This window comes from Pseudomonas lurida (assembly GCF_013522705.1).
Lineage (GTDB): Bacteria > Pseudomonadota > Gammaproteobacteria > Pseudomonadales > Pseudomonadaceae > Aquipseudomonas > Aquipseudomonas quebecensis.
In genome coordinates this window covers 94,046-120,083 of the sequence record NZ_JAAMRE010000005.1, presented here as the reverse complement: position 1 = coordinate 120,083, position 26,038 = coordinate 94,046, and the positions used below count along the sequence as shown (strand labels likewise).

The 26,038-nt window shown below is 52.9% G+C and carries 26 protein-coding genes and 1 pseudogene; 11 read left to right on the top strand and 16 right to left on the bottom strand.

Annotated elements, in window-relative coordinates; all coding sequences use genetic code 11:
• Positions 1–684: 684 nt before the first annotated feature.
• From G7025_RS06495 to G7025_RS06480, 4 genes are read left to right on the top strand one after another with little or no spacing between them, the layout of a single operon-like run.
• A complete protein-coding gene (locus G7025_RS06495) occupies positions 685–1,323 on the top strand; it encodes a TnsA endonuclease N-terminal domain-containing protein (protein WP_181077541.1) in 639 nt (212 codons plus the stop codon).
• Positions 1,304–3,268 (top strand): Mu transposase C-terminal domain-containing protein, encoded by a 1,965-nt coding sequence (locus G7025_RS06490; protein ID WP_181077540.1) that lies wholly within the window; start codon positions 1,304–1,306, stop codon positions 3,266–3,268. Before G7025_RS06495 ends, G7025_RS06490 begins: the two co-directional genes overlap by 20 nt.
• A complete protein-coding gene (locus G7025_RS06485) occupies positions 3,265–4,191 on the top strand; it encodes a TniB family NTP-binding protein (RefSeq protein WP_181077538.1) in 927 nt (308 codons plus the stop codon). The genes G7025_RS06490 and G7025_RS06485 overlap by 4 nt, the downstream gene beginning before the upstream one ends.
• 42 nt (positions 4,192–4,233) lie before the next feature.
• Complete coding sequence (locus tag G7025_RS06480) at positions 4,234–6,045, top strand: TniQ family protein (RefSeq protein ID WP_181077536.1); 1,812 nt, start codon at positions 4,234–4,236, stop codon at positions 6,043–6,045.
• Positions 6,046–6,114: 69 nt separating this feature from the next.
• Here the strand turns inward: G7025_RS06480 and G7025_RS06475 are convergent, their stop codons facing one another.
• From G7025_RS06475 to G7025_RS06465, 3 genes are all read right to left on the bottom strand, one after another.
• Entirely contained in the window at positions 6,115–6,660 is a 546-nt protein-coding gene (locus tag G7025_RS06475) for a hypothetical protein (RefSeq protein ID WP_181077535.1), read from the bottom strand.
• 105 nt (positions 6,661–6,765) lie between these two features.
• The gene (locus G7025_RS06470; RefSeq protein WP_181077533.1) at positions 6,766–7,803 is read right to left on the bottom strand and encodes an ImmA/IrrE family metallo-endopeptidase; all 1,038 of its coding nucleotides are present in this window, start codon (positions 7,801–7,803) and stop codon (positions 6,766–6,768) included.
• Positions 7,804–7,840: 37 nt separating this feature from the next.
• Positions 7,841–8,170 (bottom strand): helix-turn-helix domain-containing protein, encoded by a 330-nt coding sequence (locus G7025_RS06465; protein WP_181077532.1) that lies wholly within the window; start codon positions 8,168–8,170, stop codon positions 7,841–7,843.
• Positions 8,171–8,287: 117 nt separating this feature from the next.
• On the opposite strand from G7025_RS06465, the gene G7025_RS06460 reads away from it, so the two are divergent.
• Positions 8,288–8,878, top strand: a complete 591-nt coding sequence (locus G7025_RS06460) for a sce7726 family protein (RefSeq protein ID WP_181077530.1) — start codon at positions 8,288–8,290, stop codon at positions 8,876–8,878.
• On the opposite strand, the gene G7025_RS06455 is transcribed toward G7025_RS06460, so the two are convergent.
• The gene (locus G7025_RS06455) at positions 8,862–9,890 is read right to left on the bottom strand and encodes a beta family protein (RefSeq protein WP_181077529.1); all 1,029 of its coding nucleotides are present in this window, start codon (positions 9,888–9,890) and stop codon (positions 8,862–8,864) included. The genes G7025_RS06460 and G7025_RS06455 overlap by 17 nt on opposite strands.
• Positions 9,891–10,121: 231 nt before the next feature.
• Between G7025_RS06455 and G7025_RS06450 the strand changes: the two genes are divergently transcribed.
• The gene (locus tag G7025_RS06450; protein WP_181077527.1) at positions 10,122–10,580 is read left to right on the top strand and encodes an Hsp20 family protein; all 459 of its coding nucleotides are present in this window, start codon (positions 10,122–10,124) and stop codon (positions 10,578–10,580) included.
• A gap of 258 nt (positions 10,581–10,838) precedes the next feature.
• On the opposite strand, the gene G7025_RS26710 is transcribed toward G7025_RS06450, so the two are convergent.
• Positions 10,839–10,967, bottom strand: a complete 129-nt coding sequence (locus G7025_RS26710) for a hypothetical protein (RefSeq protein ID WP_258197643.1) — start codon at positions 10,965–10,967, stop codon at positions 10,839–10,841.
• Positions 10,968–11,100: 133 nt separating this feature from the next.
• On the opposite strand from G7025_RS26710, the gene G7025_RS06445 reads away from it, so the two are divergent.
• From G7025_RS06445 to G7025_RS06435, 3 genes are all read left to right on the top strand, one after another.
• A protein-coding gene (locus G7025_RS06445) for an IS3 family transposase (protein ID WP_181077526.1) occupies positions 11,101–12,260 on the top strand; the annotation gives its coding sequence in 2 pieces (ribosomal slippage) (positions 11,101–11,356 and positions 11,356–12,260; 1,161 coding nt in all).
• 37 nt (positions 12,261–12,297) lie between these two features.
• Positions 12,298–12,555 (top strand): DUF6555 family protein, encoded by a 258-nt coding sequence (locus tag G7025_RS06440; protein WP_181077524.1) that lies wholly within the window; start codon positions 12,298–12,300, stop codon positions 12,553–12,555.
• Entirely contained in the window at positions 12,552–12,800 is a 249-nt protein-coding gene (locus G7025_RS06435) for a hypothetical protein (RefSeq protein ID WP_181077523.1), read from the top strand. The genes G7025_RS06440 and G7025_RS06435 overlap by 4 nt, the downstream gene beginning before the upstream one ends.
• Before the next feature lie 23 nt (positions 12,801–12,823).
• Here G7025_RS06435 and G7025_RS06430 read toward each other — a convergent pair whose 3' ends face one another.
• From G7025_RS06430 to G7025_RS06410, 5 genes are all read right to left on the bottom strand, one after another.
• Entirely contained in the window at positions 12,824–13,360 is a 537-nt protein-coding gene (locus G7025_RS06430) for a hypothetical protein (protein ID WP_181077638.1), read from the bottom strand.
• A gap of 34 nt (positions 13,361–13,394) precedes the next feature.
• On the bottom strand, positions 13,395–13,616 hold the full coding sequence (locus tag G7025_RS06425) for a PLDc N-terminal domain-containing protein (protein WP_181077521.1): 222 nt from the start codon (positions 13,614–13,616) through the stop codon (positions 13,395–13,397).
• A 137-nt stretch (positions 13,617–13,753) separates the two neighbouring features.
• A complete protein-coding gene (locus tag G7025_RS06420; protein ID WP_181077520.1) occupies positions 13,754–14,251 on the bottom strand; it encodes a YciE/YciF ferroxidase family protein in 498 nt (165 codons plus the stop codon).
• A gap of 148 nt (positions 14,252–14,399) precedes the next feature.
• A complete protein-coding gene (locus G7025_RS06415) occupies positions 14,400–15,329 on the bottom strand; it encodes a ZIP family metal transporter (protein WP_181077518.1) in 930 nt (309 codons plus the stop codon).
• Positions 15,330–15,559: 230 nt separating this feature from the next.
• Entirely contained in the window at positions 15,560–16,444 is an 885-nt protein-coding gene (locus G7025_RS06410) for a manganese catalase family protein (protein WP_181077517.1), read from the bottom strand.
• Positions 16,445–16,780: 336 nt separating this feature from the next.
• Between G7025_RS06410 and G7025_RS06405 the strand changes: the two genes are divergently transcribed.
• Positions 16,781–17,221 carry a low affinity iron permease family protein gene (locus tag G7025_RS06405; RefSeq protein ID WP_181077515.1) on the top strand — a complete coding sequence of 147 codons (441 nt, stop codon included), beginning with the start codon at positions 16,781–16,783 and terminating at the stop codon, positions 17,219–17,221.
• A 52-nt stretch (positions 17,222–17,273) separates the two neighbouring features.
• On the opposite strand, the gene G7025_RS06400 is transcribed toward G7025_RS06405, so the two are convergent.
• From G7025_RS06400 to G7025_RS06375, 6 genes and pseudogenes are all read right to left on the bottom strand, one after another.
• Positions 17,274–17,534: a DUF1652 domain-containing protein gene (locus tag G7025_RS06400; protein WP_181077636.1), complete on the bottom strand. Its 261-nt coding sequence runs from the start codon at positions 17,532–17,534 to the stop codon at positions 17,274–17,276.
• Between the two features lie 516 nt (positions 17,535–18,050).
• On the bottom strand, positions 18,051–18,872 hold the full coding sequence (locus G7025_RS06395; protein WP_181077514.1) for a DUF3618 domain-containing protein: 822 nt from the start codon (positions 18,870–18,872) through the stop codon (positions 18,051–18,053).
• Positions 18,869–19,297, bottom strand: a complete 429-nt coding sequence (locus G7025_RS06390; RefSeq protein ID WP_181077512.1) for a phage holin family protein — start codon at positions 19,295–19,297, stop codon at positions 18,869–18,871. The genes G7025_RS06395 and G7025_RS06390 overlap by 4 nt, the downstream gene beginning before the upstream one ends.
• A 921-nt stretch (positions 19,298–20,218) precedes the next feature.
• A pseudogene (locus G7025_RS06385) lies at positions 20,219–20,338 on the bottom strand (hypothetical protein); the annotation flags it as partial.
• Positions 20,339–21,729: 1,391 nt separating this feature from the next.
• Positions 21,730–22,074 carry a hypothetical protein gene (locus G7025_RS06380; protein WP_181077509.1) on the bottom strand — a complete coding sequence of 115 codons (345 nt, stop codon included), beginning with the start codon at positions 22,072–22,074 and terminating at the stop codon, positions 21,730–21,732.
• A gap of 487 nt (positions 22,075–22,561) precedes the next feature.
• Complete coding sequence (locus G7025_RS06375; protein WP_181077508.1) at positions 22,562–23,284, bottom strand: response regulator transcription factor; 723 nt, start codon at positions 23,282–23,284, stop codon at positions 22,562–22,564.
• Positions 23,285–23,701: 417 nt separating this feature from the next.
• Here G7025_RS06375 and G7025_RS06370 point away from each other — a divergent pair, with 417 nt between their 5' ends.
• A complete protein-coding gene (locus G7025_RS06370; RefSeq protein WP_181077506.1) occupies positions 23,702–25,981 on the top strand; it encodes a CHASE2 domain-containing protein in 2,280 nt (759 codons plus the stop codon).
• Positions 25,982–26,038 lie beyond the last annotated feature (57 nt).

The window sequence follows — 26,038 nt, the reverse complement described above, 5'->3', positions numbered from 1 at the left end:
TTTGGTGCGCTGGAGCAATCCTTGTCGCGGATGTCTCCTCAATTCGGTCACGCTTATCAGTTTTGAATCCAGTACTGGATTGTGGCATGCGAGAAGCCGGAGTTCTCTGGTGAGGAACGGTTTCTAATAGATCGGTGCGAAACTACACTGATAACCTTGTTATTTAAATCCTTACACGTACAACTAATACTATTGATCTTAGTTGTTAATCAAATCGCGTAAGTTAGTGTGTTCTAGTGAGGAAGGTTTTAAATGTAAATTTGGCGCGGAAAGTTTGCGCCGCTTAAACGACTGGATTAAAATCGGGCGGTTAAAAATAAAGCGAGCCCCGTTTCCGGAAGCTCGCTTTATTCAAGCAGTTAAACGATTTTGTTCGAGCAAAATCTTAGCCTGCTTACACCAGTACTTTTTCGCTTTTCAACTACAAAAGGAGTAAACCAAATGTAAATACCTCTGCTGAGGGAAGACAGAGCAACAAAAGAAAAAACAGTACCAGCTCGTGATTGCTTAGACACAACACGCGCAATTTCTTCTTTTTTTGTTGCTCTGTCAATCCCCTCCCAGCATTTCGACCGTAGCGAGATCTCTCGAGGGGGAAGTGTTCCCTTTAGAAATCCTCACACGTTCCCGTAGAGCTCACCAGTACGTGACGCTCCGAAAACCGTTCGCTTCGAGGAAAGTGACATGGCAGTTCGAAAGGTTGTGACCCGAAGATCCTGGCATTTCAGAGGGTATTTTCCATCCCTTAAGAATGGGCAATCCGTACCCTTTGAATCCATCCTGGAAAGTGGATTTTTTAGGCTGCTGGAGCTGTCTCCGGCAGTACGCCGCTATAGAGTCCAGCCCGTCCGTGAGTCCTTCGTAATAGGAATTCAGCCAGCGCAATACGTGCCTGATGTTGAGGTGGAGCTGTTCGACGGCTCAAGAATCCTGGTCGAAATCAAACCTGCTCAACACTGGAAAAATCACGCCACTGCCGCTCGCTTGAGTGCAGCCAAAGCGCATTTCGCCGCCGGTGGCCGCCGCTTCGAAGTGGTTACCGATGAAGTGATCTGGGCTGAGCCGCGTAGCAAGTCGGTATTGGAGATTCTTTACCACCGTCGCGGAACATTTGTGGGCACACCTCCTTGGCAAGATCTTCTGTCCCGAATAAAGGCCGAGAAGCCCCAAACCATCGCAGATCTGTGTTTAGTGGTGGGTGATGCCCAAGCATGGAGACTGTTAGGGCTTGGACTGATTGGCGTGGATCTCGAAAAAAGTCTCAGCTCCCAATCGCCCATCTACCTTGAGGGAGGGCATCGTCATGCAGATTTTTTCGCTTAATCCCGGCTTGGCTGTAACGATGAATGAACGGTACCTCGTATTCCGCTCGCACCTCGTTGATCGACGACTGCATTTCACTGATGAGCTGGGCGAGCCCGTTCTGATGAGGGAGAAAGAATTTTATACGGGGTATGCGCAACGTTCCATATGCGTGATCCCTGATCAACCCAAGCTTGGTTACACCCCTCAACAAAAAAATGCACCCCGAGATCTATCCACCTTTCTTCCCGAACATGCGGAAGAAGCATTGAGAAGGCGACCATACGTAGAGGCTTTGCTAGGTTATCCGGGAAAACTTCCTAGAAAAGAAGAACTTAAGGAGGTTATTAATTCTGTTTGGGAGGATGTTAAAACGAGTGCGAAGGCTCCGTCGATCGCGACAGTCAAGCGCTGGCTGGGTAGATACAAGTGGAGGTCCGTAACGGCTCTAGTTCCCCAGCATGAACAAAAGGGCCGCCACAAGTTGATACATGGCGATCTCGAGGAAATACTGCTCAATGTAATTAATGAGCATTACTTAACCGATCAAAGAAACCCGGTGACAAAAGTATTTTCTGAATTCCAAGGTCGCCTCAAGGAATATAATCAGCGCAGGTTAAAGGCTGAACATTTAGCCTGCCCGTCGCGGATGACAGTTTATCGATTTATAGAGGGATTAGACCCATACCTAGTTGACACCGCAAGATTGGGAAAACATACCGCCAATCAGAAACACCGCCGTGCCATTGGCCAGCTTCAAGTCGATGGCATCTGTCATCGCTGGGAAATCGATCACACACTTCTTGATGTCATGCTCATTGATCCGGACACCGGTTTAGTGATCGGCCGACCTTATTTGACCATAGTTCTGGATCGATACTCGCGCATGGTGATGGCGCATCTCCTGCACTTTGCCGCTCCCAATACTGAAAGCGTGCTGCGAGTGATTGAGAAAGCGATATGCCCCAAGGCTTCGTTGCTTGAGAGCTACCCGCATGTGGTCAACAGCTGGCCGGCACGAGGTTTACCTCGTCAGTTGGTTCCTGACAATGCGGCGGAGTTTCACGCTGGAATGTTGTTGCTTGCTTTCTGTGATCTGGGCATCGAGGTTCTGTACCCGAGGTCGCGTGGTCCGCAAATGAAGGGTGCCGTAGAACGATTTTTTGGTACTACTGCCCGTGGTTTCGTTCATCAACTTCCCGGCACCACATTTTCGAATATTGCCGAAAAGGGCGAATACGACTCCCTGGAAAACGCGTGCCTTACATTCGACGACCTAAATGCGCTACTCACAAAATGGATTGTGGATATCTACCATCAGACTCCGCACCGGGGTCTGCGTGGTAGGACACCTGATCAGGTATGGCGCATGGCAGAAGGTAAATCTGTAATTCAGATGCCCGTCGATCTAGATGCGCTGGAAGCCATCCTTGCCTGCCGCAAAAAGCCTAAGATTCACCACTACGGCATCGAGGTAGACGGCCAGTATTACCATTCTGATTTGCTAGCCGATTTGAAGTTACAGCGTCCTAACGATTTTACGGTAGACGCACGTTACCGGGACGATCTAGGTCACGTCTGGGTGTATGACGACCAGCGCAGATATTTTTTCCAGGTGCCTTGCAAGGACAAGCGCCTGGTAGGTGTAAGCCGAGACTTATACAACGAAGCTAAAAAGCAACTGCGCATATCAGGAGCCTTGAATCCGGATGTTGATGCCATCCTCCGCGCTTCGCGTGAAATACAGCAGGACATCCAGCGAGCGAAAGAGACCAAACGGGTAAATGATCGGCGTCGCAAAGCTGCGCTGACGCGTGATCGAGGCGGTGCGCCTGTGGCCCTCATCGAACCTGCCACGTTGCTGGAAAATGTCGCCATGACAATGGCTGCAAAGTCTTTTGAGATCCCTGACCTATCCGTGGACACGTCTAATGCTCAGTCTTGGTTCGATAGGGGGGGAAGATGAACGCTTCGGGTGCGGTTGATGATACTTCGCTGCGAAAGATCTTCATCAATACCTCAATTGCAAAAGCAGCGCTTTCAAGGTTAGTGGATATTCACACGGAGAATCGTAGAACTGGGACCAATCAGGGTTTTCTCATTATGGGTCCCAGCGGTGTTGGGAAAAGTGCTCTAGTGAAAAAGTACGTCAATGCAGTTAACACTGAACGTGCAATTGAAATGGAGCGCTTACCCATTCTGTATCTGGACATGCCATCTGCACCCACGAAGAAAAATCTCGGTGCTGCATTGCTCAGAGCATTGAAAGATCCGTATGCGAACATGAACAGCGAGTCCGCTGAGGCAAAATTCTCGCGGGTGGTAACTTTGCTGGAAAATTTAAGAGTTGAGCTCGTTATTTTGGACGAGGCACAGCACTTGGTCGACTACAAGCGCAGCGACGCATATGAAGCGGGTGATTGGATAAAAAGCCTGCTGAATACCTCAAAGGTTTCAGTCGTGTTGATCGGTATGACTCGCCTGGAAGGCTTGAAAAGTGCAAATGACCAATTTCGTAGGAGGTTTTCTGCGTCATACACACTTGTGCCCTTCAGGCCCGACGAAGAATTTTGGCCAGAATTTGCTGGCGTTATAAAAGCCATGCAAAAAATGCTGTCCGTCGAATCGGTAAATCTGGTGACCGAGGAAATGATACAGCGCCTCTACTTCGCTTCTTTTGGAATATTGGACTATCTGGTCAAAGTGCTCGAGAGAGCTGTTCGCTTGGTGAAAAGCGGCCAATTTGAAGGGGTAAACCTCGCGGCCTTGGACGCAGCATTCAGGGACGAAGTCTGGCAATCAGCTCCTCGAAACCGCAGTCCGTTCAATGCCGAGTTCGATTTTCGGCCTCTAATCGGCGTGGGCGAGCCTTACGAAGTAATTGTGTGATTCAAAGGGGAGTTTTCTCCATCTGAGCCCGACGAGGAAAATATGTTAAGTCTGCCAGTTAAAGTAACCCCTTTTCACGATGAGAGCCTTGTCGGGTTTCTAGGACGTCTGGCCACTGCAAATGGCTATTCTCATACGTTCTTAATAAAACAATGCAGAAAGTTAACCGATGAAGCGGTGAGGTCTTTTTACAAGCAAAATAACGCACCGTTGGTTTGGGTGACCGCTGTTAAATCATTAAGCAGTTCCCGAGCGAGCTTTGATCCAATGTCAATATACTGCCCAAAACATTGTCCAAAATGTTTAGGCGAGCATGGATATTGGAAATATGCATGGGGGCTTAAGCTTTACTGTTTTTGCGTTGAACATTCAGTGCTGCTGATCGATACCTGTCACCACTGCGGGATGAGACTATGTTTTGGCGCTTTCACGACGTTCCGCTGTAGTTTGTGTCATCAGGATATTCGTAAAAATAATTCCACTACACCAGCTTCAACTTCAGATGTTTGGTTTTCAAAGTTACTGGAAAATCGCGCGTTTTCTAAACTGCCGCTGAATGATTCAATTCTGTGCAATCTCCCTATTCGGAATTTACATGAGTTATTTCTAAATATCGGGTTCGTGTCGTTAAATCTTTATGGGAAGCACTGCCGCTTCATATTTTTGGCATCGGAACTTTCAAAAATTAGCCATAGTGCAGGCCAGATCGCTTTCGGGTGGCCTTGCGCTTTTTATGAATATTTGGATAGGTGTAACAATATTGGAGATGCGGATAAGTGGCATCCTAAAGTGTGTTATGAAAAGATTTACCATATTACCTTTCGTAAATTGAAAGACAATGTTTATGATTTTCTGCGTGACGACTTCGAAAACTATTTACTTTCAAACTGGCGAGGACCGCTCACCGCTACATCAACTCTGTTTTCACGTGAAACTATTCAGTCTCATCGGTGGAAGCCTATTAAAACAGTTGCCTACTCCGTCGGTTTGCCTCCTTCGAAGCTGAAACTTTTCGTGGAAAAGGGGCTCGTTTCATCTAATTCGATTCAGCATGACTGTGGCAAAATTTCCACTGTTGTGGATCTCCAGGAAGCAAAGGCTTTTGTTGAAAAATTAAACAACTCAGCAAGTTTGAAGGAGGCGGCGCGACGGTTAGGGATAAGTGAGCGGAGAGCCCGATCGCTTATTATTGGGGGGTACCTAGTTGGCTATAACTCAAAAAACAGTAATCCTACCCCTTGGATTGTAGATTCTGAAAGTTTTATCCAGAAATTTTCTACGTCAGATGCGGTGCATGGTACTGATGAATATCTGTCGCTTCGAAAATTGTTTACTTATTATCTGAAAGACGAGAATCAGTTTTTGGATTTCGTGGGTGCTTTGACAAAATGTGAAGTTGAATTGTATCGATGCGACACCGGACTGTCATTTGCAGACTATAAATTACTGAGTGATGATTTTTACTGTTGGAAACAGCGCTGGTTAACGGCGCATCAAACGACAACTAATCTTAGTGCTCAGGACGCTGCTAGTGTGTTGAACGTCAAAGACCAGGTGGTGTACGGGTTAATAAATAATGGCTTGCTCCCACATGTGGTTGAGAACAATCAACGTAAAATCGCGCCGTCCACGCTGAAGGATTTTCAACAACAGTATGTGTTCAATAGGGAAATTGCTCACCAATTTCTTAAATCACCACAACGAATTTCTTCACGGCTAATCGAGAATGGATTTCAGCCTGTTGCCGGGCCGCATGAAGAAAATAGTGTGTGCCGGCACTATCTCTGGAGGCGCGATGAAGAGTTGTACGAGTTCTTGAAGACGGAATTTAGAAATCGCTTTGAGGCTGTCTAATACTTGTATGAGGCTATTAGCCGTAAAGTGGTGGCTGATACTGCCACTCAGATCATGTTGAGCTCGCCTCTAGGGACTGGCCTTTTTTTCGCCGAGATCCCGCCAATTACCGCCGGTATCTCGGTGTAGGTCTCGAAGGTAGCTCGAGAGTGCCTCAAACACGGAGTTTTGAGCGGCCGGTTGTGAAATGCCAAATGCAATACTCAGTGCTTTGTCGACATCGCAACGGGCTCGAACTTTTGCACATACCTGTTCGAAGCTATCGCTTCGCAGAATCAGCAGGACGGCTTCTTCGAGGCAGAGTAAGCGAATCCACATTCCATGGGTGACTTCTTGATCATCTAGCTTGGAAAGCGCAACGAAGGCTCTCTTGTCGCCACTTATCATTCTGTCCTGGGCATTTTGGAGCAGAGCGGCGAACAAGACTGCCTCGCCGGATTCGATGTCTGGGCGCTCGAAGTTCAGAACGTAATTCGAGTGTTCTACCCGGACTTCAACGATGCTGGCATTGGTGATCAGTTCTGCTGCTAAGGCCACCGATTCAATAGAACCGAGTTTTTTCAATGCAGCCTGGTGATCATGCAGGCGCAGCTGAAAGGCCAGCTGGGGCAGCACTGCAAAGTCCGTGAGGGCGCAATTCAGAGCAAGTGTTAGCTCATGAATGAGTTGATACTGGCAAAGTTTGCGAGCGGCATCGCTATCTAGAAGATACAAAGCTTTTTACTCACCAAATCCTTGGATCGACAAAAGGTATTCCTGATTCTCGGAGCTTAGCGTCCCGAGCGATACGCCCTTGCGAAAGTACCGACCGACCACTTCAATTGCGCTCGGCTGGGGTGGGCTGTATTCGAGTGCTTGGTTTGCACGGGCCCAATCATTGTGTTGCTTGGCATATGAGAGAATCAGATGGCCGGGATCGATCCCCAACTCTCGTCCAAGCACAGCCGCTTTAGCCGCAATGGCCGTGGCGGAGCTGAGACGACCCATTGAGGCCAATGGGGCTGTGTAACCGTTTCGGATGAGCGCCAATGCAAATGTATCGGCCTCCCGTTCCTCGGCATCCTTGCGCTGGTTGTTGGTCTCGACAAGTGTGTCTGTGACCTCGGCGAGATCCTCGTCGATCAAAACGCCGCCTTCGCCGAGGTGGTTGCACAGAACATGGCCCAGCTCATGCGCAAGAACGAACAACTGCCGTGCATGCTGGGTGTTGTTGAAGCCCAAGATAATGGCTGGTCGGCCGTCGATGCTAATGGCCATGCCGGTCATGCGCTTGCTGGCCCTTGGCAGATCCTTCAAATAGAGCACGGGTATTCCGTGAGTCCAACAAAGCTTCAACAACCCTTCGAAGTCGACATGAGTGTTGCCACTCATCACCAGAATCTTCTCTCGCAATAGCTTGGGATCGGAAGGCGGCGGCGTATACGGCGTATTGGCACAGAACAGGGCCAACTTGGTAATTGCCAGGCCAAGTCCTGCCGCAATACTCAGCTCCGACTCCTTGGTGTCCGCACGTCGCTTGTACCTGGCGCTACGCGGATGGGTCTGGATGAGTAGTTGGCCTTCTTGGCCAAAGGTTGTTTCGAGGCCCAGTCGTTGTTTGAGAATCAGGGCGAATTGAAGTACGCCGGCGCTGGTTTTGAACAGACTATTGTCCCACCAGTCAGGGAGAAGCTTCTCAATGTATGAGCGTGGATATCCCGCGGCCTTGAGGCTACTGAATGCCGATTTGACTGTTACGGGTGTCGAAGCCTCATCCATGGACCCCTCCTGTGTACTGCTGCGTCGTCAATCATTTTTACAGGCACGCCTTGCGATGAGCAAATAGCAATTCAGCCAGCCGCTTTGCGTGCTGGTCTGTGCCATCCCATACCAGGCCAAGAGCGTCCATTAAAATGGGAGAATTACGCGGATCTGCCTTTTCAGCAAAGATGGAGATATTTGCATAATCGCATAAAGCTTTGAGGGTGCTGGTTACTCGCTTTGGTCGACCGTAAAGATTGCGATAGATCTGAGACTGGGAGATGCCGGTCATCCTTGCTATTGCGCTGCTGGACGTGATTTTACCTCGCTCGAAGAACTGGCGAAGTTCATGCTGAAGCAGCTGGGGTGGTTTTATGCAATTCATGATAGAATGTTAGCATATTTGCATAGATCCAAACCCTACGTGTCACGAGGCGTTTGCGCCCTGATGGGTTAGACTTTGCGGCTGTCCGCAGTATTTTTTCATTTCAAGGCAACGATAATGCGTGAGGCAGAAATCAAACGAGCATTGGCGCACCACCTGGACTGTGTACGCGGCAGTATGTCGGGCATGCTCCTTGAGGAGTTGCAGCTCAGTGGCGGAGAGATCCGAGCCGACGTCGTGGATGCTTACGACATGCATTGCTACGAGATCAAGAGCGAGGGGGATTCGCTCAAGCGTTTGCTGGGACAAGGGTCCCGATACGCGAGAGTATTTGATCACGTCACCCTGGTAACTACCGAGCGACACCTCAAGAAAGCGATGCCCATGCTGCCGCAATGGTGGGGAATCCTATTGGTTCCCGAGCATGAGCATGCTGGGTTCAAGCAAGTACGACGTGCCAAACCTAACAAAGGTCAGGAACCTGAAGTCCTCGCGACTCTTCTCAAACGAGAGGAATGCCTTAGCGTTCTGGAGAGCCGTGGCGCTGTGAGAGGCTGGCGGGGTAGAAGTCTGTACATGCTGCAAGATCGGGTTGCGCAAGTGCTTACACTCGACGAGTTGCGCCAGACGGTGCGTAGTTACCTGCTCAAAAGAGGTGAGGCTTCGTCAGAAGAAGTGCCTCAAGATCTCTTTAGTATTGGTCTTTGACGACGTAAGCAATGTGATGGATCCATGCTTCGGTTAGGTGAGAGGACGCTCCACCTTTCTTCTCTCGATCGGGTACCTTTGAATCCGCCCGGGTGGCCATCAATCGATCCCCCAGAGAATAAGTCGCGCCCTTGAAGTCACTGGCGTAGGTCGTGATCAAAATGACCGAAAGGTCGATCGAGTCCTGTTTGGTCTTGCCGGCGGCTTTCAGGATGAGCCAGCTATCATCGCGGGTATACCGCAGTGCGACTTTTTTGGCGATTTTCTTGAGGACTTCTTCCGTCCATTTGGGCGAGAGTATCCCGTAGTCGGAATACCCCACCTGTAAATCTGAAGCGATCGTCTTCAGCTCTCCCCAGAGCCGCCAGTCGTCCCGATCGTAAGTAGCCATTGCCGACACATCTGTGAGGCTCGCTGGGTAAGCTCCTGACGTCAGGTGCACCGTGCTGTAGCCGCAACCTTTCATGTCTCGCAGCACTGCGGAAAAGGACTTCAAATCAGGAGCGGTCCATTGCGCAGGGCATTCACCCATGTCGATCATCAACCGTGGCGAAATGTTCAGTCCGCTCAGGATCCTGCATGCGTCCTGGGCCTGTTTGAAGTGGTCGGTGGAGAGGTAAACGCCGTCGATTCGCAGGCGGACAACGACCGAGTCAAAGGTCATCAGGAGCTGTTTCATCCTGTCGCCGATTTCGACAGCGTCGCGAGAGTCCAACACCGGAATGATGGGGTAATTCTTGGCCCCGGCGACCGAAAGAAATGACTCAAACACCTCCATTCGACGGCCACCCAATCGGCCGCTCGGATCCGCATAGTCGACGAGCGCTGTACCTTTCCAATAGTGATACACCTCGGACATCAATAACTGATGATGCGTGACGCCTCTGACTTCAATGCATGGCCAGACGTGATCAACGAGCTGTTCATCGATGGCTGCCAATGCCTTTTGCTCAGCCTTTTGCCATTTGATGACCGGAATGTAGGGCGGATACTCGGGGTGTTGAAACGGCATTTCCTCTCCTTAGGATTGTTTTTGATTCTATGATGCCATCATCTTACTTGTTACTGCTCAAGTCACCGTCTTTGTGGGCAATCTGTTGACCGGCAGGTACACAATCGCGGGCAAAAAATTTGTTTTAAGTGGGTCTTGAAATTTTATCTCCGGAACCTACCTAGGGTTTTGCGCGATGCCGAAAGCGGGTCGCGACTCAAATCACTTGGAGAAAACTCAGGAGATTTAGCCATGGCAACTACCCTTTCGTTGGCACCTCTGTTCCGTCACTCGGTTGGCTTTGATCGTTTCAACGACCTTTTCGAGTCGGCGCTTCGTAGTGAGGCCGGTACGTCATATCCCCCCCATAACGTAGAAAAGCATGGTGATGACCAGTACCGAATTGTCATCGCAGTCGCCGGTTTGGCGGAGGAAGATCTGGAAATCCAGGTGGAAAAAGGCGTTCTAATGGTCGCCGGCGATAAGCGAGAAAATAACGCTGAAGTCACCTATCTCCATCAAGGTATTGCTCAGCGTGCTTTCCGTCTGTCGTTTCGCTTGATGGACCATATCGAAGTGCAGGGAGCAAAGCTTTCTAACGGGTTGCTGAGTATCGATTTGCTTAGGGTTGTACCGGAAGAGGCGAAGCCTAAGCGCATCGCGATCGGTGAGTCTGTTCAAGCGAATTCGAGGCCAGTCAGCGTACAGTAAATAGCCTCACCAACAATAAAGGCGCTCCTCGGAGCGCCTTTATCGTTATTGGCTGAATGTAAATCGAAGGTTTTACCATCGAGCGAGCTTTGCCACATCGATCCGAGCATGATCCGAAGCAGGGTGATCAAAATGCGGCCCTAGGTGGCTCAAGGCCGCAGTTGCATTGAGGGCTGTAACCTAAATTGATTCTCCGTTAATCACTGTGGATAACAGCGTAAAAAATAGGTTAACACCCTTGTCAAAAACAGAAGCAAATCACTTTGCCCCCATCTTTGATGCCATCTCCTTCAGTAATTCTTGACTATACTCCATCGCTTGTCTCAGGCGAGCTTCTCCCTCTTTAACACGAATTTCATCATGAAAAAAGGCTTCCAATTCAGCCATGTTGTCATCCAAGTTTTGTTCGCCGCCCCCCATTTTTGGGGAAGTTCGAGACAGTGAACTATAGAAACTTGTAGTGGTCTAATGAAACCGGACACCCATTTAGGCGAGAATGCTCGCCAGATCGAGGTGTCAGATGACCAAACAACGCCGCTCCTTTACTCCTGAATTCAAGCGCGAGGCTGCCGACCTTGTGCTCAAACAAAACTACAGCTACATCGAAGCCAGCCGTTCGCTCGGCATTGGTGAGTCGGCATTGCGTCGCTGGGTTGACCAGATTCAGAAAGAACATAAAGGCGTCACCCCGCAGAGCAAGGCACTGACTCCGGAACAGCAAAAAATTCAGGAGCTGGAAGCCCGGATTGCTCGGCTTGAGCGAGAGAAATCAATACTAAAAAAGGCTACCGCGCTCTTGATGTCGGAAGATCACGAGCGTTCGCGCTGATTGACCAGTTGAGGGCACATGAGCCGGTTGATTGGCTGTGCAAGGTGTTTGACGTCACTCGCTCGTGTTACTACGCCCAGCGCCTGCGGCGCCGCACGCCGGATGTTGAACGGCTTCGATTGCGGAGTCGCGTCAGTGAGCTGTTCTCGCAAAGTCGCAGCTCTGCGGGCAGTCGCAGCATCCTGTCACTGATGCGTGAAGACGGTGAGCAACTCGGTCGATTCAAAGTGCGTAGCTTGATGCGCGAGCTTGATTTAGTCAGCAAACAACCCGGCTCCCATGCCTACAAACGAGCAACAGTAGAAAGACTGGATATCCCGAACACATTGAACCGCGAGTTCGGCGTGCCGCCCAATCAAGTCTGGTGCGGCGATATCACCTACATTTGGGCGCAAGGAAAGTGGCATTACCTAGCTGTCGTCCTGGATCTTTGTACGCGTCGGATCGTGGGCTGGGCGCTGTCGGAAAAGCCAGACGCTGAACTGGTGTTCAGAGCGCTGGATATGGCTTACGAGCAGCGTGGCAGGCCTTCGGATCTGCTATTCCACTCTGACCAGGGATCGCAATATGCAAGCCGACTCTTTCGCCAGCGGTTATGGCGATACCGCATGCGCCAAAGCATGAGTCGACGAGGAAACTGCTGGGATATCGCACCGATGGAGCGCGTATTTCGCAGCTTGAAAACAGAATGGATACCGACCGTGGGCTATCGAACTGCGCAGGAAGCACAGCGCGATATCAGCCATTTTTTGATGCATCGGTACAACTGGATTCGGCCTCATCAATTCAACGATGGGTTGGCACCAGCGCGGGCCGAGGAAAAACTTAACGTCGTGTCCGGGATTAGTTGACCACTACACCTTTGCATATGAACAAAAGGAGGGTTTCATGAATCGCACTGATCTGTACGTCATTGAATACCGGCTTCATGGGAAGCCGAAATCGTTCGTTATTCGTTCGCCAAAAATGCGGAACGCCGATGCCTGGCATTGGGCATGTTGCGATGCGGACTTGGCGCCTATTCCCAAACCCGGGAAGGCACCGCTCAAGGTGTTCAGCAAGCCTATGGCTGAAAGGTTCGGCGTGACAGATGTGAGATGGCGGGAAACCACCAAAGTTGATTGGACGGAGGCCGTTACAACATGAATCAGGATACGACGCCGCCTGTGGTTTCGCAGGGCGATGATGAACTCGCTCGTAATGCTGCTTTCTTTTTCGAAGCGGATCGGCTGGAGGCATATGCCTACAGTCTTCTTGAGGGCGATTCGACGAGTGCCGTTTCCTGGGAGCATTTTACTGAAGCTAAAGCGCTGGCCGATGCTAACCGTACCGAAGCGCAGCAGGATCTGCTGCGCATTCGCGGGCAACTTATAAACTCCCCTTTACCCTGAACAATCACACGGTGAGTGGTTAGCTAACCGAACGGTTTTGTGAGCTGGATGAGCACTGACCAGAATCCGAGCACGATCCAAAACGTTGCGAAGATCCAAGGTGTGCGCACAGAAAATAACAGTGCCTTGCGATAGCCCTTGTGGGTAGATTCTCGCTCGCAGAACAGCGGAGACTCATCATAGGCCATGCCCATCACCGGTTCGCTCCTCAAGAGCTCACTCTGCTTGTAGTACCAATGATCAATGATGTCGTAGGCTGCCCGAATGCCGGGCCAAGCGTTAAGCGTGCTGAGTAATCCCAGCAGTGCAAGAAAAGCAGGCACGATCAGCGTGAACAGCTTGCCCCACTCGGGGTTGAGGTTTCCCATACAGGACGCGAATGCGATCACCAAAAAGGATTGCGCTGCCAAGTACGCATCAGTCCGATTGGCCAAGATCGACGTTTCGTAATGAATCTCACGACGATAAAACTCCAGCCGCTCCTTGGGCGACCCGAACATCTGGGCGTTGTGTGCGGTTAGCTCGGCTTCGCTGGTTTGTGAAGTCAGGATTCTTGGCAAAGCGTTAACCTCAGGTGTGTCCATCCCTGTGAGTTCATCCTTTGCTATGTTCCGGCGAAGATGGCCCTTTGGTGATGCCTCGCGGCCCTGCGACACCCCAGATTACGACCCCGATCAGGGGCGCCAGAAAGATCAACGCTGTCCAACCTGCTTTGGTTCCGGAAGGCTTATCGCTCCTGATGACACTGTTCAGTGCCCACAGATCCAACAGGAGAAGAATCCCTGCGCAGGCGATCCAAAGATATTCGGTTTGCATGATGCACCTCCGTCATTCGTATACGTTGGGCGAACAGGCAATGGGTAAGGTTCATACAACACGACAATCGGCTTAGTCTAAAAACGCCACGGCTACCGTATGCGCCGTGGCGTGCATTCGACCTAGTTCAAAGGTCTCTATTTTTCGAGGGTCGCCGCCTGGTTACCACCTTGCTCGGCAATCTTCGACAGCTTCTCGTCGGCGCCTTTCTCCTCAGCGAGGGTGGCTTGCAACAGTGCAGCCGCATCGTCGAGTTTCAGGTGCTTAGCCATCGCGATCAGCGTGCCGTAACTGGCGATTTCGTAATGTTCGACCTTCTGCGCCGCACCGATCAGCGCCGCATCCAGCACCGCGCCTTTATCTATTTCGTCGAGCAACTCTTTGGACTCTTCGACTAAGCCCTCCATCGCAACACACTTCATGCGTTTGAGCTTCAGGCCAGTGAGTTCGACTAGCTGATCGATGCGTTCGATTTGGCCTTGGGTCTCTTCAAGGTGCGAGGTGAAGGCTTCGGCGAGCAGTGGGTTGGTCGCGGCCCGCGCCAAGCGCGGCAACGCTTTGGTAATCTGCTTCTCGGCGCTGTAAACATCGGAGAGTTCATGGATGAACAAGTCTTCAACAGTTTTTCTAGCCATTTCTAACTTCCTTCTGGTCGTTGGATGTTTACCCGAGGCGTGGCGCTTGGTTTACTCGCCCGCCATCGTGGCGATCATGAAAACTGACTCAATATTTTTAAGAGGCGTTCCAAGATTTTTTCGATTCGCGGATGAAGTGTTCATGCCGCTATCCCAACGCAGTGTCGAGGAACATCATCACCCCGAATCCAAGCATCAGCCCTAAGGTCGCTGGCGTCTCGTGGCCGTTGCGGTGTGTTTCAGGAATGACCTCGTGCGACACCACGAAGATCATCGCGCCGGCTGCTAGGCCCAAGGCTATTGGATAGCCAAGGGCGAAGCCGCTCGATACACCCAGTCCTACCACTGCGCCCAAGGGCTCCATCAAACCGGAACCGATGGCGATCAACGCCGCCCGCCAAGCAGAGACGCCGGTGACACGTAAAGCCAGTGCAACGGCGAGCCCTTCCGGAATGTCTTGGATGGCAATGGCAGTTGTCAGCGGCAGGCCCACTTTCATGTCGCCATTGGCGAAGCTGACGCCGATTGCCATTCCCTCTGGCAGGTTGTGCAGGGTGATGGCCAATACGAACAGCCAGACGCGATTGATGCGTTTAGAGTCCGGTCCGCGCCTGCCGCTTTCTTGGTGTTCGTGTGGCACAAACCGATCTAGGCCAACCATCAGCGCAACGCCTAAGGCCAATCCAAACACAACGACACAAGCGGCCAGTAGCTGGTTGCCACACAGCGCCTGAGCGGCCTCGATACCCGGCAGGATCAGTGAGAAGGAACTGGCCGCCAGCATCATGCCGGCGGCGAATCCCAGCATGATGTCTTGGGTGCGCGAGGCGATATCGCGAAGGACGATGGCCACCAAAGCACCCAAAGCGGTCGCCCCAAATCCTGACAGGCCACCCAGTGCGGCCAGGCGCAGATTTTCCTTTTCAGCTCCTACCATCGCGGAGTAACCGCTGATCAACAGCAGACCCGTTACGAGCAAGAGCGTCCCCCAGAATATGACTCCTGGCCAACCCCCACTGGACGCCATGCCCCACCAAGTGCGCAATGGAGTTCTCGCGGACGATGAGGAGAAAGACATGTCGCCTCCTACCGTCCGGTTGAACGCTTCCCATTAGAACTGACTGTCGACTGACGCAAGGTTTTAGCGATTCGCGTAGCGGTCCGGTTAAAGGATGTGGCGGTAGCGTTGAATCGATCGGACAAGGACTGCGCTAGGTCATTGTTTAAAACGCCGGGATTCGAATTCATGTTGTGTACCTCTGATTGCATGGATAAAAAACCGCACGCTGTTGCGACGTGCGGTTCTGATCAAGCTTCTGGTTGGCCTTGAACACCCGCACCTAGATCGGCGCCAGTGATAGGGTTACTGTCCGGGTCGGACATGGTTCGAGCCTTCATATCCAGCAGCAGCGCATCTTCCTCAGCGCTGAGCTGGACACTGGCGGTACCGTCACCGCCATCTACCGCTGGCTCAGGGTTTTCCACGAACTCCCAGTCGTCTCCCTGGTTCCACGGACCACGGGTGCTGCCTTCCCCGTGGGACATATTGAAGTACACGTTGGTGAACTCCGGCATGCCGGGAAGCTTGCCTTGCGGGAAGTTTGGCTGGATCGCGTGCAGTGCCTTTTCGAAGGAAAGTTGGTGGGCGATTTCACGGGTCATGAGAAACCCGAGCGCCTCTTTAACGCCAGGATCGTCTGTAACATTCATCAGCCGCTCGTAGACGATTTTTGCGCGGGCCTCAGCGGCAATGTTTGAGCGGAAATCAGCTGTGGGCTCTCCGATCGTATCGACATAGGCTGCCGACCATGGCACGCCCGCCGAGTTGATCAGCGGTGCTCCTGCCCCGTACAGCAGACTGGTGATGTGAGAGTCGTTACCGGCGCCATTGATGGCCCGATACAACTCACCCTCTTCTTCGACGCCCTCGGCCATTCGGCCTTTGGCACCCTTGTTCAACATGACGATGATGGAGCCGACAATTTCCAGGTGGCTCAGCTCCTCGGTCGCAATGTCCATCAGCAGATCTTTTCGACCAGGATCATCCTCGGCTAGCGCTTGGGTAAAGTAACGCGATGCTGCTGCAAGCTCCCCTTGTGCTCCGCCGAATTGCTCCAGTAACAGATTGGCCAAGCCCGGATTTGGCTCGGCGACACGCACGGTATATTGAAGTCGCTTGTTATGTAGAAACATGACAAATCTCCTCAGGTCAGGCGAGGCTCGATACTCATCCGAGAAAGATCGGGTGCGAGCCCACAGACATCTGAAGCGTAAGCTGATGCAGTAATTGCAATTTGTTTTCAGTCACCGCGACAAACGGCTCTGTATTGGATTTTTGGAAAAAATTGCCGCCAGTCGTCGGCGCCGAGTGCGGACATCGCAAACTTTTGCGCTGCTCGTTGGCTCAACTGCTATCAGTGATCGGGACGTCTTCGGGGAGCAAAAATCGAAGCCCTGCTGGGAGATGTAACATAGAATTTCAGAGAGCGTACGTGGTCGAACTGTCATCTACCACTAGGACTCATGGTCATGAAATTCGCAAAGTTTTGCCAAGCACTCTCTAACTGGGCCGGCAGCTCGAAAACCTTCCTGACAGCTATTTTGCTGATTGTCGCTTGGGCGTTAACCGGACCGTACTTTCACTACAACGACACCTGGCAACTGATCATCAATACGTCGACCACAATCATCACCTTCCTGATGGTGTTCCTCATTCAGAACACACAGAACAGGGACAACGACATCTTGCACCTCAAACTCGATGAGCTGATCCGGGCAACAAACGACGCGCAAAACGCCTTCCTTTCATTGGATCATCTGGATACCAAGGAGCTGCGCGAGTTACGCAAGCGTTACAGCAAGATGGGGGATAACGAGGAGGTGCAATTGCACGGTACGGACACAGGGACCGTCGCAGGGATGGATGTCGAAGAGCCTGCGGCACAGCCAACTGGTGCGCGGATGTCCTAGAGGGCGTGTTGAGGGCTTCAAAATGGCTCAAGCCCTCAGCACTATCTGAGCCTCACCAGGCGGCAGAAATACCTACCAGGCTTTTTTGCTTGTTTGTGTCGAGGTCGTACCGAAGCTCAGCAATCAACTCTGAGATGGCTCGCGGGCTGACCAATGTATGCGTCGAGATGCCAGTGACAAGCAGGTCCACACTACCAGTCGCTGGATCAGTCACACGTACCTGAAGCGAATTTCCAGGCATCAAAGTGCATTGGCACTCCAGTGGTCGAAAACTCTCCTCTATGATCCGGCGTAGCTCCAGGGTTGAAATCATCTTAAGTCCTCCTGTGTAGTCTCCCGAGAGCAAGACACGCGAATGTTTTAACTGTGGCGAAGATAGGATCCTCTTCAGACCACTACGTTCAAGACGATACATTTCTGGCGACAAAAAAATCGCTTTCAAGGCCTGAACATTTGACTGGTTCACATTTTTTTCAAAATTTGGGTGGTCTTGGTAAGACGCCACCTCCGATGGGCTAAAGCGACTTACATAGGCCGTAGGTGAAGTCATCCGCTATCAAGGATTTTAGATCAAACAAAAGAAAGCCGTGGGCGATGACATACCAGAGTTTTGGAGCCGACGACGGGACACTAGGTCTGTGCAGGCGCCGAGCAACAGGTACGGGGAGGATTCTCGCCTTCATGCGCAAAGATTCCCTGGTCAAGGAAAACAGCAGGTCAATGGCGCGCCGGCGTTGCCGAATGCTTTGCGACTTAGGAGAGGATATTTCCCTGCTCGCATTTGAATAAAAAGGAGGCCAGTTGCTGACCTCCCCGGGTGAAGCGCCGCTTATGACGTACCTAAACCACTTGAGAGATCCGCTGATGTGTTAGTCGCGGTATTGGGAGTCGAACTCGGGCCACGAGCATCTACGTGACCGGTGGTTTTTGTCACAGTATCGCGAACCGCTTCGTACCCCTCTTGGGCCTGTTTCTTCACTTTATCGACCAAGCCCGCACTGGTTCTACCCATGTAACGTTGTTCGGTCGTAGTGGTCGGCAAGGCGGCACCGATAATTGCGCCCAAGGCGATACCCGCAGCAGCCACCACCAATGGCTGCTCCCGCAGCAATTGATTGAACTGTTGCCCGAGAACCTGAGTATTGCGCGTGAGCCGGTCGGTGACGTCATGCATGGCGTGACTTAGATTATCGGTCGCTTCGCCAACGTTGTCGCTCAAATGGCCAGCCTTACCCTTAAGCGAATGGTAACCCTCTTTTAGCGAATCGGCGGTCTGATGCAGATGATCCTTGGCGTTGCCGATGCCTTCTGCCAAGCCGTCCGCCCATTCCCCTGTCCTGTCCTGATCCGGCCCCGTTCGGTAGGTTGGCTGCGGCACTGGCGGCCGGTTTTGGCTCATCATCAGCCATAGCAAACCCACCGAGGTCAGCACTGCGGGTACTGGGTTGTTTCGCACGCTTGTGCCGAAGTTACTCAAGAACATTGAGCCATTGTTCTGCATCATGCCCCACGCCTGATCAATCATCTGGCCTGGGGTGAACTTGCTTTCGAGCTTGTCGACTATATTGCCGATGCTGGCACGTTGCGCATCGATTTCCCGCTCGATCTGCTCAGGGCTTTTTTCGGATTCGATATCCATTTCACTGTTCATGAGACTTTCCTCCGCAGTGCTTCCTGATCTTTATTCAAAGCGTCCAGGGTACGGTCTGGCTTGAGGTGGGACGGTTCGAATTGTTTTTTTCCTGATTGCAGCATGGCGAAGCCAATGATCATCACGACAACACCGACTATGAGAGCAGCTAGCCACGGTGCCATGAACAGGCTCAAGCCGTAGACTGCCGACATCAACAGGATGATGAAGCCCGCCAAGAACACAATCGCTCCACCCGCCACCGCAGCGATGCCGGCCTTCAGCGTGTTGAGGCTGGACTGAAGCTCTACTTTGGCAAGCGCCAATTCCTTGGTGAACAACGCGGGGACTTCTCGAGATAATTGTCGCAACAGGCCAACCACCGACGCGTCTTCAGGTTGGACCAGCGGTCTTGACGCCGGCAGTTCTGAATCGTCTCTGTTCATCACAGTGCTCCTTTCGTACTTGGCGAAGCCGACGTTGTTGCTCCGGTAAAATCCGTGGGATGGTCGGATTCACTCGGCGAAGTCGGTGTGATGCCGGTAGCCAAACCAGGTTGCGGATCGGACGGCGATGGAGGGGACGTCTCGTAAGGTCGGTGTGCACCAAACCCTCCGGCGGGCGGTGTCGAGGTGCTCGCGGCCGGATCGTGACTCGCGGTGACTGTCGCTGCGGCAGAACTGCCTGCCTTTAGAAATCGCGAAAGGCCGAAGCCTAAGGCGATGCTGCCGGCGATGAACAAACCGGGATTGCTTCGAGCCAGGTCGGCTGCGTCGTGAAGCAATTCCTCTGCACTTTTCCCTCGAAGATTTCCCGCCAATCCATTCATGGACTCAGCTATGTCGGTTAGATAATCGGACATGCCCAGCGCGTCCTTATCTTCCAGCTCGGAAACGAAGCTTTTCGCTCCTTGTGCCAGCGCCTCTATCTGATCGGCAGCCGTATCGCGGTATTGGCCGAATTGCGCATCAGCCTATTGTCGGGCACCACCGAGCACCTCAGTAACATCCTCCTTCAGGTGTTGTAAATCTGGCTCGGGCTTCCCGTCTGCTGGTGCGTCTGTTTGAGAACCTTCCCTACTATCTGAAGTATTCATATCGTCCCTCGCTTTCTGTGTGAAAACGCGTGATGGGACTACGCGGCAGGATTGCACTGAGCCCCTCAGAGCAGAGGACGAAGTCGCGCTGACGAGAGTTCAATCCGTGTGACGAGCGAGAGGAAGACGGCTGTTCGACAACTTTGAAGGGATTACATGTTCTCAAACGTCGATCCGAGGGTAACCAAGGATTTTTAAAGAGGCGCTACTCCGGCCGCTCAAGGGAGGCCCGCTTGATAAGCGGCTGTTGAAATCGATACAAGACGTAGCTCATCTGTTCGCCGCCGCCATAGTGGGAGCAAAACAGTCGCGTGGGCTTAAGGACGCAGCCGATGATCGAGCGCACATGAATATTGTGCGAAACCCCAGCGATGCCCGGACTCACGCAACACTCAACTCAACGAACTTCAAGCTGACAAACCGGGGAAGGGGTAGTTTCCTACCCCTCTACCACCTAGAACTCAAATATCAGCTGAGTCCAGGGGGGGGCTACGATAGTGCTCACATACACTCTCCCGGTGCCCGTAGCGATTGCGGCTATAGGCGCTTACGTGGACTGTCCTGAGGTGCTGTGGTGTGCGACGCCGAACACGGCGATTTTTGGTCTCTCTCATGGCTGATTCCTTTAAAAGAACGCCAAAGCAAGAGAGTCGAGAACGAGTGCCAGCCATCTGCCAACAGCTATTACGGTATTGTATAACTATACCCAATAGCCCACACTTCGCTCACGACCTCTGCCTAAGGCATCGGTTTAGTCGTTGCAGGGCTCTTACCGCCAAGTATTCCCCCTACAACAACGCCAGACCCTGTCCCTCGCGGGACGGGGTTTTTTGTGCCTGGCGATAAAGCCAAGCTACAAAATTTGCTCAGTTATGTTTTGCCTGAGACTGAGAGCGCATCGTATCAGCAAAGACCAGCCAAAGGGCAGCCAGACCCGCGCATCCAAGGAACACAACCGACAGACCGCCATGCTGACTCGCTCACCTGTAACTTACACCTTAAGAACTCACCCTCTCACAGAGGCTTAATCACTACTGATGTCCAAGTGGGGCTAGTAGCTCTGAGGCCGAGGGCAGTCAATCATGAACGGCGTCTAAGGCCATGCGTGGTGAGTCGGGCGTGCCGGTATCGTGTGTCTATGCTGTTCTCCCCAACGGCTTCTAACAATCCCCTCTCTCGACGACCGTGGGAAAATGAATATTCCCCCTTTCCCTACTAATGATTGAATTCCTCGGCTCCTAGTCGCGATCAGTCGTATGACGCTTACCGCTTGCGGCTAGCCCATCAGAATGCGATGAGCGGAGCAGGAAGCTACCTGAACCAGTGATACGCTCACCGCTCAGCGATAGGAGTAGCGAATGGCTCGGGACCAAAATCACGATCAGCACTCAGGGCAGGTAACCTCCACTAGGTCTTCGGTTCACAAGCGATACAAGTTGGTTGATCTGCTGAAGCAATGTGATTTCGATTTACCTGAATCACCTGAAATCGTGCTTTGGCGTGACGCGCCTGCTGTAGGAGCGGAGGTCGTGCCGGAAGTGGGGCGGGGTGACTGAGCTCCATGAACTCTGCCCTCCTACCCAGTACTTTTTCGGCGAGATTCGCGTTTTTAGAAAATAGGATGGCGTCCGAAGGCTTTTACTGAAGGGCCTTTATTGTGTGAACTCGCTCAACAGCGCTCCTTGAAGGCAGGTGAGTCCTCTGGACTGGCATCGCATCTAACCTCTCTGGAAACAATGACCAGTTGGCCCTGGGAGGCAGCGCTGGTCATTTCGTCATTACTCAGTTCAGTGGAAGCTTCTCGCGATCGAGGCCACCTGCCTTCTTCCACGCTTCAAAGCGATGGGTTGCTGCGCCGAAGCTGATCTCCATTTCCGCACCAACGGCATACCGACTTTTTCCAGCATCAAAAAGCCGGTAGCACACCTCAATGCCCCGATCGGTCAGCTTGCCGCTCTCGAACTTATTGGCAGGATCGCGAGGATCGAGCTCAGGGATATCGGAAGCATCGGGGACAGGCGCCAAGAGCGTTTTCAGGTTGGCAAATCCGGTCATCACGCGCTCTAAACCTGAGGTGATGTTATCGATGGCATCGCCAACTGCTTTTGGATCGTAGTGGGTGTTCATCTCGCTGCACTCTCTGTGTGTAGGTAGGTTACCTAAGGAGAGGCATTTATAACCGGCCTCTGCACAAACCGCAATAACTTTCTGTAGGTTACCTACAGAAAGAAAAAGGGAGGGAATGGAGCGACGGTAGCCACTGGGATTTGGAGGTTGGCCCAGCCATTGCGCACAACTCTGATTGACAGAACAGCCTAGCAGGCGCCAGGCGCCTCTCGCAGCATCACTTGCCGCGCCCTGTTCGCCGTGGAACCAACTATTGTGTGAAACATGTGTGCTTTTCTCATTTATTCAGTGAATTCCGGCCAGCGGACTCACTAGATAAATGATTGTCTACCAGCGTTTGCTGGAGGTCTTGAAGCGACTATTTTGTGAACCTACATCCGGTTTACCCCTCGTCGAAGTAAAAAGGCCAGCGCTTCTTAGCGTTGGCCTTTTTTTTTCACCAGCTGAATCTGGTTTTTCAATTGCTCCACGTGGAACATCGTCATTCCTAGCTGGAGGAAGGGGCCGGCACACTCTCCAAACGATAGCCATAACCGTAGATGGTCAGCAGTTGCCAACCCCGATCCGCCGTCAGACCGAGCTTGTTTCTTAACCGGTAGATATGGGTATCCAGCGGGCGGGATGAGACCATTTCTTCATGGGTCCAGAAGCGTTCGTACAGGTATTCGCGGGACAACGGCCTCGCCAGGTTGGCGAACAGACAGCTGGCCAGGCGGTACTCTCGTTCGGTGAGGTTGATCGGCTTACCTGCGCGTGTAACCGTCAGTTCTGCATCGTCGAAGGTCAGATCGTTGAAACTCTGTACTTCCTGTGTGGCGGATTTCTGCAGGCCGTGACGGCGGAGCACTGCGTTGACGCGGGCTTTCAGTTCATTAGGGCGAAAGGGTTTGCTGAGATAGTCGTCAGCGCCGCTGTTCAACGCGGTGACGATATCGCTTTCGGCATCGCGGCTGGTCAGCATGATCACAGCAGGCGGCGATTCCATGTGTTCGCGCGTCCAGCGCAGCAATGCGATACCAGTGATGTCCGGCAGTTGCCAGTCCAGGATCAACAGATCGAAGGTTTCCCGTCGCAGTTGACGCAGCAGGTCTTCCCCACGCTCGAAACAATGCAGGGCCCAAGGCTGTTCCGCAGTACCTGGGATTTGTCGCAGTGTCTGTTCCACCCGGCGTAATTCCGCGGGTTCGTCATCCAGTATTGCGACACGCATGGGTGGGTCCTTTCGTCTTGAAGAGTACGGCAGCCGTCGTCCTCATCAAGGCACGTACTGCGCAGATGCCGGTCGTTGAATCTGAAGAATTGTGCTCAGAACCAACGCCCCCCTGGATCTCTCGGTAGGCTCATTTCCAAGAGTGCTTAACTCATTGGAAAACGTTTCTACCCAGGCAGGAAAGATACCGACTCTCGATAGCAAGGAAAAGGCTCAGCCGACACATGTGCCGTCGTAGACTCCTCGGTGCACATAGCGGAGCCGCCCTCACCTCACCGCTTTCAAGTCGCCACGGCGGAGCCTCAATGAACATCGTGCAGGAAAACTTTTCCGATTGGGCGAGAATGGGCTTCCCGCGAGCAGAAGTGAAACCACGACAATGTTTAGTACCCTCCTCCAACACCGGCGCGGTGACCTATGATGCTCTGGGGTAAGGCCGAGAAGCGGCAACCGACCCATGCCCAGCGCTTGTTCCGCGGGTTGGTGCGTGAATGGCTGTGGATCGGTTTGCTGCTGCTGCCTATAACTGCCTACCTGTCGGTGAGTCCTGGGCTGGCCTTGAGTAACCCGCTGTATGACAGCCTGCTGCGCTTGACGCCGTTGCCGGTAGATCCGCGTATTTTGCTGGTGACCATCGACGAGCCCAGCCTCAAGAAACTCGGGCAATGGCCTTGGCCTCGTACCCTGCATGCTGATCTGATTGATCGCCTCAGCGCTGCGCAGCCGGCCGGGATTCTGTTCGACGTGATCTTCAGTGAGCCCGAAGAACCCGCTGGCGATAAGCGTCTGGCGGATGCGCTATGCAACGCCGGCAACGTGGTGCTGCCTTTGGTGCAGGACGACTCCACAGGCGACGGCCAGGCCGAAGCGCACAGGCTGCCATTACTCAAATGTGCCAGGGGCTTGGGTCATATCAATGTTGAAGCCGACAGCGACGGCGTGGTGCGCAGCGTGTATCTGCGTGAAGGACCAGCTGATGTGATGGTCCCGCAGCTTGCCTGGCTGGCTTACCAAATGGCCGTTGAACCACGACAAATGCCCGGCGGGCCGCTGGTATCGACACCGCAACGCTGGCACCGAGATCATGCGATCCGCATCCCCTCCATCCCTGTTCATAGCCACTTCCCCAGCGTGTCCTATGTCAGCGTATTGCACGGTGAGGTGCCACCGGCACAACTGCGTGACCGTTTGATTCTGGTGGGGGCAAACGCGTCTGCAATGGGGGATCGTTTTGTTACACCCCTCTTTTCCACGGCTGGTACTACCGCAGGGCTGGACATTCAGGCCAACGTACTCAATGGATTATTACAAGGTCGCAGTATTGAAGATGTTCCAGGATGGCTTGCGGCGTTGATAGCGACCTCACTGGTGGCGCTGTTGTTGGCGTTGCTGCTCTACCGGCCACGCTATGCGCTCTGGATGACGCTGGGCTGCATGTTCATCGCGTTGGTCGGCGCCTGGACGTTGTTACGCATGGGGCACTGGTGGTCGCCGGCCGCTTGCCTGATCGGTTTGTTGCTCAGCTACCTGATCTGGAATTGGCGCCGACTGAGTGTAATTCTCGCCTATTTCGGCTGGGAGTTGGCGCGCCTGGACGACGAGCCCAAGGTCCTGCCTGAACGCCGCCGTGCGCCTGCCAGCCGAGGCGACGTGTTGCAGTCGCGCATCTTCGCGCTGGAGCAAGCGGTCAGCCGCACACGAGATACCCGGCGCTTTATGGCCGATGGCCTGGAGTGCCTGCCGGTGGCGACGCTGATCACCGATCCGCAAGGCAATATTCTGCTGGCCAATCGTATCGCCCGGAATGTGTTCGGCAATGACCTGGTCGCTGAAAATCTCCTGGAGCAACTGGCCGACCTGGGTTATCCACCGCTGCACGATGGCGTCCGCCCTGCCCTCGCGCAACTGGAACTGGTCGAGTTCCGCGATATCCACCAGCGCAGCCTGCGCATGGAGCTTGCGCCCCTGCTACCGGCCGAAGGCGATTTTGCCCTGGGCTGGCTATTAAGCCTTACCGATCTGAGTAAGGAGCGTGACGCCCAGCAGCATCGGGAAACCATGTTGCGCTTTCTTTCCCACGACTTGCGCGCCCCACACTCAGCGATCCTTGCATTGCTGGATGTGCACAGCAGCGAGTCGCCGATATTTGCCCAGATCGAACAGCAGGTACGACGCGCGTTGAGCCTCACCGAGTCATTCGTGCAGTTGGCCAAAGCCGAGGCCGATGGCTATCACTTCCAGCCGACGCTGTTTGCCATGTTGGTGATGGATGCCTTCGACCAAGTGGCAGTAATTGCTCAGCTCAAAGGCATCCACTTGGTCCACGACCTGGATGAGGCGGATGAAGGCATGGTGTTGGCCGATCAGTCGCTGCTCACTCGAGCGTTATTCAATGTGCTTGAGAATGCGGTCAAGTACTCACCTTCCGGTACCACCGTCAGGTTGAGTCATGCCGCTGTTGACGGCTGGCTTGGATGCCGCATCAGCGATCAGGGCCCTGGCATAGCGCCAGACGATTTGCCCGAACTGTTCAGCCAGTACCGGCGCTTTGATTCAGCCCAAGGCAGCGAAGGACTGGGGCTGGGCCTGACGATGGTCAAGGCGGTGGTGGAGCGTCACAGGGGCGTTATCAGTTGTGAAAGCACATTGGGTAAAGGCACCGTATTCAACCTTCGGTTGCCCTTGCTGGAGGAGTAAGCGAGGCATTTGGGGCGAACACAAAAAACCGGTCATCAAGACCGGTTTTTTTATAGC

Excerpts from the sequence above, each read along its gene's own strand:
- G7025_RS06490 (WP_181077540.1), top strand. The coding sequence starts at position 1,304 with ATGCAGATTTTTTCGCTTAATCCCGGCTTGGCTGTAACGATGAATGAA.
- G7025_RS06370 (WP_181077506.1), top strand. The coding sequence starts at position 23,702 with ATGATGCTCTGGGGTAAGGCCGAGAAGCGGCAACCGACCCATGCCCAG.
- G7025_RS06480 (WP_181077536.1), top strand. The coding sequence starts at position 4,234 with ATGTTAAGTCTGCCAGTTAAAGTAACCCCTTTTCACGATGAGAGCCTT.
- G7025_RS06435 (WP_181077523.1), top strand. The coding sequence starts at position 12,552 with ATGAATCAGGATACGACGCCGCCTGTGGTTTCGCAGGGCGATGATGAA.
- G7025_RS06410 (WP_181077517.1), bottom strand. The coding sequence starts at position 16,444 with ATGTTTCTACATAACAAGCGACTTCAATATACCGTGCGTGTCGCCGAG.
- G7025_RS06375 (WP_181077508.1), bottom strand. The coding sequence starts at position 23,284 with ATGCGTGTCGCAATACTGGATGACGAACCCGCGGAATTACGCCGGGTG.
- G7025_RS06425 (WP_181077521.1), bottom strand. The coding sequence starts at position 13,616 with ATGCAAACCGAATATCTTTGGATCGCCTGCGCAGGGATTCTTCTCCTG.
- G7025_RS06485 (WP_181077538.1), top strand. The coding sequence starts at position 3,265 with ATGAACGCTTCGGGTGCGGTTGATGATACTTCGCTGCGAAAGATCTTC.
- G7025_RS06455 (WP_181077529.1), bottom strand. The coding sequence starts at position 9,890 with ATGCCGTTTCAACACCCCGAGTATCCGCCCTACATTCCGGTCATCAAA.
- G7025_RS06420 (WP_181077520.1), bottom strand. The coding sequence starts at position 14,251 with ATGGCTAGAAAAACTGTTGAAGACTTGTTCATCCATGAACTCTCCGAT.
- G7025_RS06380 (WP_181077509.1), bottom strand. The coding sequence starts at position 22,074 with ATGAACACCCACTACGATCCAAAAGCAGTTGGCGATGCCATCGATAAC.
- G7025_RS06470 (WP_181077533.1), bottom strand. The coding sequence starts at position 7,803 with ATGGATGAGGCTTCGACACCCGTAACAGTCAAATCGGCATTCAGTAGC.
- G7025_RS06450 (WP_181077527.1), top strand. The coding sequence starts at position 10,122 with ATGGCAACTACCCTTTCGTTGGCACCTCTGTTCCGTCACTCGGTTGGC.
- G7025_RS06390 (WP_181077512.1), bottom strand. The coding sequence starts at position 19,297 with ATGAACAGAGACGATTCAGAACTGCCGGCGTCAAGACCGCTGGTCCAA.
- G7025_RS06465 (WP_181077532.1), bottom strand. The coding sequence starts at position 8,170 with ATGAATTGCATAAAACCACCCCAGCTGCTTCAGCATGAACTTCGCCAG.
- G7025_RS26710 (WP_258197643.1), bottom strand. The coding sequence starts at position 10,967 with ATGGCTGAATTGGAAGCCTTTTTTCATGATGAAATTCGTGTTAAAGAG.
- G7025_RS06440 (WP_181077524.1), top strand. The coding sequence starts at position 12,298 with ATGAATCGCACTGATCTGTACGTCATTGAATACCGGCTTCATGGGAAG.
- G7025_RS06395 (WP_181077514.1), bottom strand. The coding sequence starts at position 18,872 with ATGAACAGTGAAATGGATATCGAATCCGAAAAAAGCCCTGAGCAGATC.
- G7025_RS06405 (WP_181077515.1), top strand. The coding sequence starts at position 16,781 with ATGAAATTCGCAAAGTTTTGCCAAGCACTCTCTAACTGGGCCGGCAGC.
- G7025_RS06400 (WP_181077636.1), bottom strand. The coding sequence starts at position 17,534 with ATGATTTCAACCCTGGAGCTACGCCGGATCATAGAGGAGAGTTTTCGA.
- G7025_RS06460 (WP_181077530.1), top strand. The coding sequence starts at position 8,288 with ATGCGTGAGGCAGAAATCAAACGAGCATTGGCGCACCACCTGGACTGT.
- G7025_RS06415 (WP_181077518.1), bottom strand. The coding sequence starts at position 15,329 with ATGTCTTTCTCCTCATCGTCCGCGAGAACTCCATTGCGCACTTGGTGG.
- G7025_RS06495 (WP_181077541.1), top strand. The coding sequence starts at position 685 with ATGGCAGTTCGAAAGGTTGTGACCCGAAGATCCTGGCATTTCAGAGGG.